This is a genomic window from Rickettsia endosymbiont of Proechinophthirus fluctus, assembly GCF_001602635.1.
Taxonomy (GTDB): domain Bacteria; phylum Pseudomonadota; class Alphaproteobacteria; order Rickettsiales; family Rickettsiaceae; genus Rickettsia; species Rickettsia rickettsii.
Window position 1 is genome coordinate 98,283 of the sequence record NZ_LECS01000003.1, and the last position, 6,000, is coordinate 104,282.

Consider the following 6,000-nt stretch of genomic DNA (forward strand, 5'->3'; position numbering starts at 1 on the left):
GGGATAATGATGAGCGTTCTGATATTGATATTGCACTGCCCTAATATTCCAAGATCAAGAATGGCTAGAAGTTATGTCTATTATAGAGAATGCTGACACGCTTTTAAAAATAGATTGTGTAAGGTTTGAAAGTACTAAAATAAGCTCTGAACTTTATAAAAATATATTAAAAGAAAAAAAATTATATATGTCAAAAATAAACCTTAAACTTGAAAAATTTCGTAAAGCTTTTATGATGCTTGAAGATATTTATTTTAAACCGACAACAGAAGATAGGGCTTATATTGATGCCACTATACAAAGATTTGAATTTACTTTTGAACTCGCTTAGAAGTTTTTAAAAGAATATTTTTCTCAAAAAGGCACATTTCTTCACTATCCTAAAGAAGTGATAAAGGAAGCTTTTGTTGCCGGTATTATAAATAATGAGAGTTTATGGATTTATATGCTTACTGATCGTAATATGATATCTTATACTTACGATAAAAAGCTTGCTGATGAAATATATAACCGAATAAGAAATTATGTTCCTGAACTTAAGAAATTACTAAATATCATTGATTTAAAGATTTAATAATACCTTGGAGAATTTGGACTTCAGGGGAAGAGAGACTATTTATACGTGTAAATATATTAGTGATCTTTTGTTGCATAGCAGTTTTTTTGTCGGGAGCCTTAAAGAATCCGGCTTTATCGAGTTTGCCGAATAAATTTACTAAAAAATGCTCTATTTCTTCTTTAGTAGCTAATTTTTGAATGTTATGTACATCCTCTCTGGACGTAGAATTACGCAACAACTCATAGCATATAATAATAACCGCTTGAGCAATGTTTAATGAGCTAAATTCGGTTGTATTAATAGTGATAATCTTATTAGCAAATGCGATTTCTTTGTTGCTAAGCCCATTATTTTCCCGTCCGAACATTATCCCGACTTTTTCAGAATTTGGATAATCTAAAGGTAAATTTTGTGAAAATACATAATCTTTATTCATAGCCCTTTTAATGCAAGTAGTAGCATATAAATATTCGAGGTCTTTAATGCTATCCTCTAGGCTATCAAAAATTTTTGCATGATCTATAATATTAACCGCTCCGACTGCATTACTACGTGCTTGCTCATTAGGCCAGCCATCCCTTGGAGCCACGATTCTAAGCTCATTTAAGCCAAAATTCTTCATTGCTCTTGCAGTAGCACCGATATTCGCACCCATTTGCGGGGCAACTAATATTATTATTGGATTCATTTTAATAATTTTTTGTAACTAAGCAGGTATAGGCAATCGCTACGGCGTCAGCTTCATCAGAATTGGTAATTAAGGCAGTGCCAGACAGCAAAAGCTTTATCATATGCAACATTTGGTCTTTCTCTGCATGCCCATATCCTGTTACGGTTTTTTTTACCGTATTTGGCTTAAACTCGCGCATGTCCAAATTATATCTACCGATCAGCGACATTATCGCCCCTCTAGCATATCCAAGCTTTAAAGAAGTCACGCTATTAGTATTAACAAATGTTTCTTCAATCGCTGCCATATTTGGTTGATATTCTAATATTACTTTTTCTAATGTACTATTAATAAAAGCAAGTCTATGATGAATTGCATCCTTACTATTTGTTCTAATAATACCACTAGCTAAATATTTCAACTGTGCGGTCTCCTTTGCCACTATTGCCCATCCAAGACTCCCAAGTGCCGGATCAATCCCAAGTATTATCATGATTATTTAATGTTATTTTTATTGGCATTATTATATGGCTTTTATGTCATTCCCGCTTTTGGGGGGATGACATCGAAAACGATCCAACAAAGCCTGTCAAGCCACAGGGTGACAGCTTTATATCTTCATATACTGATAAAATTCTTGATTATTCTCCCACAGCTCACGCACCTTAACGAATAAAAATAAATGAACAGGAAATCCAAAAAACCTCTCCATTTGCATTCGGGATTTTGCTCCTATTTCTTTGATTTTAGAGCCGTTTTTACCGAGTATTATAGTTTTATAGCTCTCTCTTGAAACTACTATAACTTGATTAATCTTTACGGATTTGTCTTTAAGATCTTCCCATTTTTCGGTTTGTACGGTTAATTTATAAGGGAGTTCTTTCTGCAAATTTAAAAATAACTGCTCTCTTGTAATTTCTGCTGCAATAAAACGCATAGGTAAATCCGTTATGTCGTCTTCCGCATAAAGCCAAGGAGAAATTTTGGCCTTACTTGTTATATATTCAAGTAATCCATCAATATTTTTGCCTGATAAAGCAGATATAGGCAAAAGCAAGCTATCAGGATAATTTTCTGTTAAAAAAGCTTTAATGTCATTTAGATATTTTGATTCGATGTCTATTTTGTTCAATAAAAATATCGGAATAATATTAAGTGAGCGAAGCTTATCTAAAATATTATGCGTTATATCATCACACGACTTCAGACTATCAATAATTAACAGAACTAAATCCGCACTATACAAACTAGACCACGCACATCTTACCATTGCTTTCTCTAAACTCCCTTTCGGCTCAAATATACCGGGCGTATCGTATAAAATTACCTGTGTATCTTTTAAGGTAATAATACCGGTAATAATTGACCTAGTAGTTTGAACTTTTTGGGTAACGATTGAAAGCTTCTCACCGATTATTCTATTTAATAAAGTTGATTTTCCGCTATTAGGTCGCCCGATTATACAAACCGATACCGTTTTCTGATTAGACATCTTCCCAAACTTCACTTCTAGAGGTAATTTAGACGTCGATCCAGTACTCGTATCCTCACGTACTGCGGCGACAAGTGCTTCCGTGTCTCCTTTAAATTCCTCTCTATAAGCGAATTTGGCAAGATGTCTATTAGTCATTTTTAAGTCTATGCAATAAGCTGCGTGCTGCGTTTTTCTCTGCTTCTTTTATTGTGTGACCAGTGCCTGTTTGTTCATAATCTTTTACTTTTACAAGAACCGTAAAAGTCGATGAATGGGAGGCTCCTTCTCTTTTTATCAGACGATATATAGGTAGGTGATGATCACTAGCTTGAGCCCATTCTTGTAAAGCAGTTTTTGGGTCATAATCCGTTAAATTCTGAACTTTTATAAATTCTGCCCATAACTTCTCGATAATATCATGGGTTGTTTCAATATTGCTATCAAGATATATAGCTGCAATTAAAGCTTCCGTGGCATTTTCTATATTATTAAGATTATCACGCCCGCCTGCTACTTCTTCGCCATGAGTCATAATTATATAATTTTTTAAAGTAAGTTTAGCTCCAACCATGCATATTGTTTCTTTGCAAACCAAATATGATCTAATTTTAGCTAAATTCCCCTCATTATAATTTGCAAAATTTCTAAATAAAATTTCTGTGATTACTAAATTTAATACGGCATCACCTAGAAATTCTAATCGTTCATAATCTTTATCATCCTTGTACTCGTGATGTTGCCTTAAAGACGGGTGACTTAACGCCTCTATTAAAAGCTCTTTATTTTTGAAACTATAGCTAAGTAGCTTTTCTAACTTCTCAAATGATTCCATTACGCATCCGTGTTATAAAGATTTTTGAAAATTCGATTTAACCTAACAGATTCAATCCATGGCTTTAACTTTAGTACTAGATTAATAACTCCTATATCATTATCCCACCAAGTTATTTTTGTTGAGAACCAAATAAATTGTGCTTTAGCAATAAAATTTTCAAACGGTACAAATCCAAGAGTTACTCTACTATCATTTGACTGATCTCTATTATCCCCTAAAAAGAAATATTTCCCTTCAGGTACATAAAAAACATCCGTATTACCGTATCTATCATTATATATAACGCCATAAATAGGAGCAAGCTTATAAGAAAAATATGTTCTACCGTTTGGCAGTGTTTCTTTAAACTTTAAATATTTTATTCCCTCTTCGCTTATATAAGTTCCAACTTCCGTGCGTTCTATTTTTTTGTCGTTAATATATATTACGTCATCAATCAATTGAATTTTATCGCCGGGTAGCCCTATTAAACGCTTTATATATCTAACACTCATATCGTTAGGCGGACGAAAAACTACAATATCGCCACGATCCGGTTCACGAGCAAATATTCGCCCTTTAAAAAGAGGAATAAAATCAAAAAAAGATAAAGAATAATTACTATAACCATAACTATATTTCGTAGAAAATATATAGTCATTCTCAAGTATTGTTGCTTTCATAGACCCAGTTGGAACGGTAAACGGCTCCATAATAAGTATTCTAATAAGTAAAGCGATACATATTACAAAAGCAAAAGACCCCCACTCTTGCTTAGATGTTTTATTAGTGTTTGATTTTGTATTATCTGTTTGCATAATCTCTTAATTATTTATAAATTGGAATCGTCATTGCGAGGAAATTACAAAGTAATTGATGAAGCAATCTCAGGAGTTTGTTATTATTGCATGAGATTACCACACTCCTTTCAGCCGCTCGCAATGACGGCTTAGTATCCACGCAGGCAATATCTCCTCGCAATGACTATAAAAAGTCAAACCACACTATAACTCTTTATCCTTGCCTCAAGCTCGCTTCTAAAATGGCGTATCAGCCCTTGAATCGGCCAAGCTGCCGCATCACCTAAAGCACAGATAGTATGCCCCTCTATTTCTTTCGTAACGTTAAGGAGTTCGTCTATCTCAGATTTTGTGACATTACCTTTAACTAGCCGCATCATAACTCGCCACATCCAGCCTGTACCCTCACGGCAAGGAGTACATTGCCCGCAAGATTCATGCATGTAAAATTTACTAAGCCTTGCTATTGCATAAATAATATCGGTAGATTGATCCATAACTATAATACCGCCTGTACCAAGTCCAGAACCTGCTGTTCTTAAACTATCAAAATCCATATCCACTTCACATAATGACTTAGGAAGTAAAGGCACGGAAGAACCGCCCGGGATTATGGCTTTAAGATTATCCCATCCACCACGAACACCACCCGCATATTTCTCAATCAATTCTTTTAACGAAATGCCCATTGCTTCCTCAACATTACAAGGCTTGTTAACATGCCCTGATATGCAGAAAATCTTAGTTCCCGTATTGTTAGGTTTACCTATACCAGCAAACCAGCTAGCTCCTCGTCTTAAAATGGTTGGCACTACTGCGATAGACTCAACATTATTTATAGTAGTCGGACAGCCATATAACCCAAAGCCGGCAGGAAAAGGCGGCTTTAAACGAGGCATACCTTTTTTGCCCTCTAAGCTTTCAAGCAATGCCGTTTCTTCGCCACAAATATAAGCACCCGCCCCACGATGTAAATAAATATTACACTCAAAGCCCGAACCGCAAGAATTCTTTCCTATTAACCCTTCTTTATAGGCTTCATCTAAGGCACGCTGAATATTAGAGGCTTCATTATAAAACTCACCTCTAATATAGATATAACAATTATTCGCTCCTATAGCAAAGCTTGCAAGCAAGCAACCTTCTATTAATTTGTGCGGCTCAAACCTTAATATATCACGATCCTTACAAGTGCCAGGCTCAGACTCGTCGGCATTTACTACTAAATAGCAAGACTTCTCTAAATTTTTAGGCATAAATGACCATTTCATACCGGTAGAAAATCCAGCACCTCCTCGCCCTCTAAGCCCTGATTTCTTAACCTCTTCAACGATGAAATCTCTACCTTTATCAAGCAAAGCTTTAGTATTCTCCCAATCGCCTCGCTTCTTGCTAGATTTCAAATCATGGCTTTGCTGCCCATGCAGGTTAGTAAAAATTTTGTCTTCTTCTTTTAGCATAAACTATTCTCGTTATGGCTTAAAAACGTCATTGTGAGGAAAAATTGAAAATTTTGATGAAGCAATCTCATGCCAAAATCCTGAGATTGTCATGCAGGCTACAGCCACTCGCAATGACAATAAAGCCGGCCCAAGCAACAATGCCTGCTCGCAATGACGATTCTTTACCTTTCTATTACTTTTTTATTAAACTTCCTATTAACAAACATTGTAAGTATCGGAG

General features: G+C 35.2%; 8 protein-coding genes. 2 read left to right on the top strand and 6 right to left on the bottom strand.

What is annotated here, in order from left to right; genetic code table 11:
• Positions 1–73 precede the first annotated feature (73 nt).
• Together BG75_RS09455 and BG75_RS09460 are read left to right on the top strand one after the other, a co-directional pair.
• Complete coding sequence (locus BG75_RS09455; protein ID WP_062811221.1) at positions 74–331, top strand: nucleotidyltransferase; 258 nt, start codon at positions 74–76, stop codon at positions 329–331.
• Positions 332–388: 57 nt separating this feature from the next.
• Positions 389–574, top strand: a complete 186-nt coding sequence (locus tag BG75_RS09460; protein WP_062811222.1) for an HI0074 family nucleotidyltransferase substrate-binding subunit — start codon at positions 389–391, stop codon at positions 572–574.
• Here BG75_RS09460 and BG75_RS01790 read toward each other — a convergent pair.
• The 6 genes from BG75_RS01790 to nuoF all read right to left on the bottom strand — a co-directional run bounded on the left by BG75_RS01790 (position 555) and on the right by nuoF (position 5,777).
• Positions 555–1,247 (bottom strand): RNA methyltransferase, encoded by a 693-nt coding sequence (locus tag BG75_RS01790; protein WP_062811223.1) that lies wholly within the window; start codon positions 1,245–1,247, stop codon positions 555–557. The two genes, BG75_RS09460 and BG75_RS01790, sit on opposite strands and share 20 nt — an antisense overlap.
• Before the next feature lies 1 nt (position 1,248).
• Positions 1,249–1,722 (bottom strand): crossover junction endodeoxyribonuclease RuvC, encoded by a 474-nt coding sequence (gene ruvC / locus BG75_RS01795; RefSeq protein WP_062811224.1) that lies wholly within the window; start codon positions 1,720–1,722, stop codon positions 1,249–1,251.
• Positions 1,723–1,839: 117 nt separating this feature from the next.
• Positions 1,840–2,859, bottom strand: coding sequence for a GTPase Era (era, locus tag BG75_RS01800; RefSeq protein ID WP_062811225.1), 1,020 nt, complete (start codon positions 2,857–2,859; stop codon positions 1,840–1,842).
• On the bottom strand, positions 2,852–3,535 hold the full coding sequence (gene rnc / locus BG75_RS01805; protein WP_062811226.1) for a ribonuclease III: 684 nt from the start codon (positions 3,533–3,535) through the stop codon (positions 2,852–2,854). Before rnc ends, era begins: the two co-directional genes overlap by 8 nt.
• Complete coding sequence (lepB, locus tag BG75_RS01810; protein WP_062811227.1) at positions 3,535–4,335, bottom strand: signal peptidase I; 801 nt, start codon at positions 4,333–4,335, stop codon at positions 3,535–3,537. The genes rnc and lepB overlap by 1 nt, the downstream gene beginning before the upstream one ends.
• A gap of 176 nt (positions 4,336–4,511) precedes the next feature.
• Positions 4,512–5,777 carry an NADH-quinone oxidoreductase subunit NuoF gene (gene nuoF / locus BG75_RS01815; RefSeq protein ID WP_062811228.1) on the bottom strand — a complete coding sequence of 422 codons (1,266 nt, stop codon included), beginning with the start codon at positions 5,775–5,777 and terminating at the stop codon, positions 4,512–4,514.
• Positions 5,778–6,000 lie beyond the last annotated feature (223 nt).

Excerpts from the sequence above, each read along its gene's own strand:
- BG75_RS09455 (WP_062811221.1), top strand. The coding sequence starts at position 74 with ATGTCTATTATAGAGAATGCTGACACGCTTTTAAAAATAGATTGTGTA.
- BG75_RS01790 (WP_062811223.1), bottom strand. The coding sequence starts at position 1,247 with ATGAATCCAATAATAATATTAGTTGCCCCGCAAATGGGTGCGAATATC.
- ruvC (WP_062811224.1), bottom strand. The coding sequence starts at position 1,722 with ATGATAATACTTGGGATTGATCCGGCACTTGGGAGTCTTGGATGGGCA.
- era (WP_062811225.1), bottom strand. The coding sequence starts at position 2,859 with ATGACTAATAGACATCTTGCCAAATTCGCTTATAGAGAGGAATTTAAA.
- rnc (WP_062811226.1), bottom strand. The coding sequence starts at position 3,535 with ATGGAATCATTTGAGAAGTTAGAAAAGCTACTTAGCTATAGTTTCAAA.
- lepB (WP_062811227.1), bottom strand. The coding sequence starts at position 4,335 with ATGCAAACAGATAATACAAAATCAAACACTAATAAAACATCTAAGCAA.
- nuoF (WP_062811228.1), bottom strand. The coding sequence starts at position 5,777 with ATGCTAAAAGAAGAAGACAAAATTTTTACTAACCTGCATGGGCAGCAA.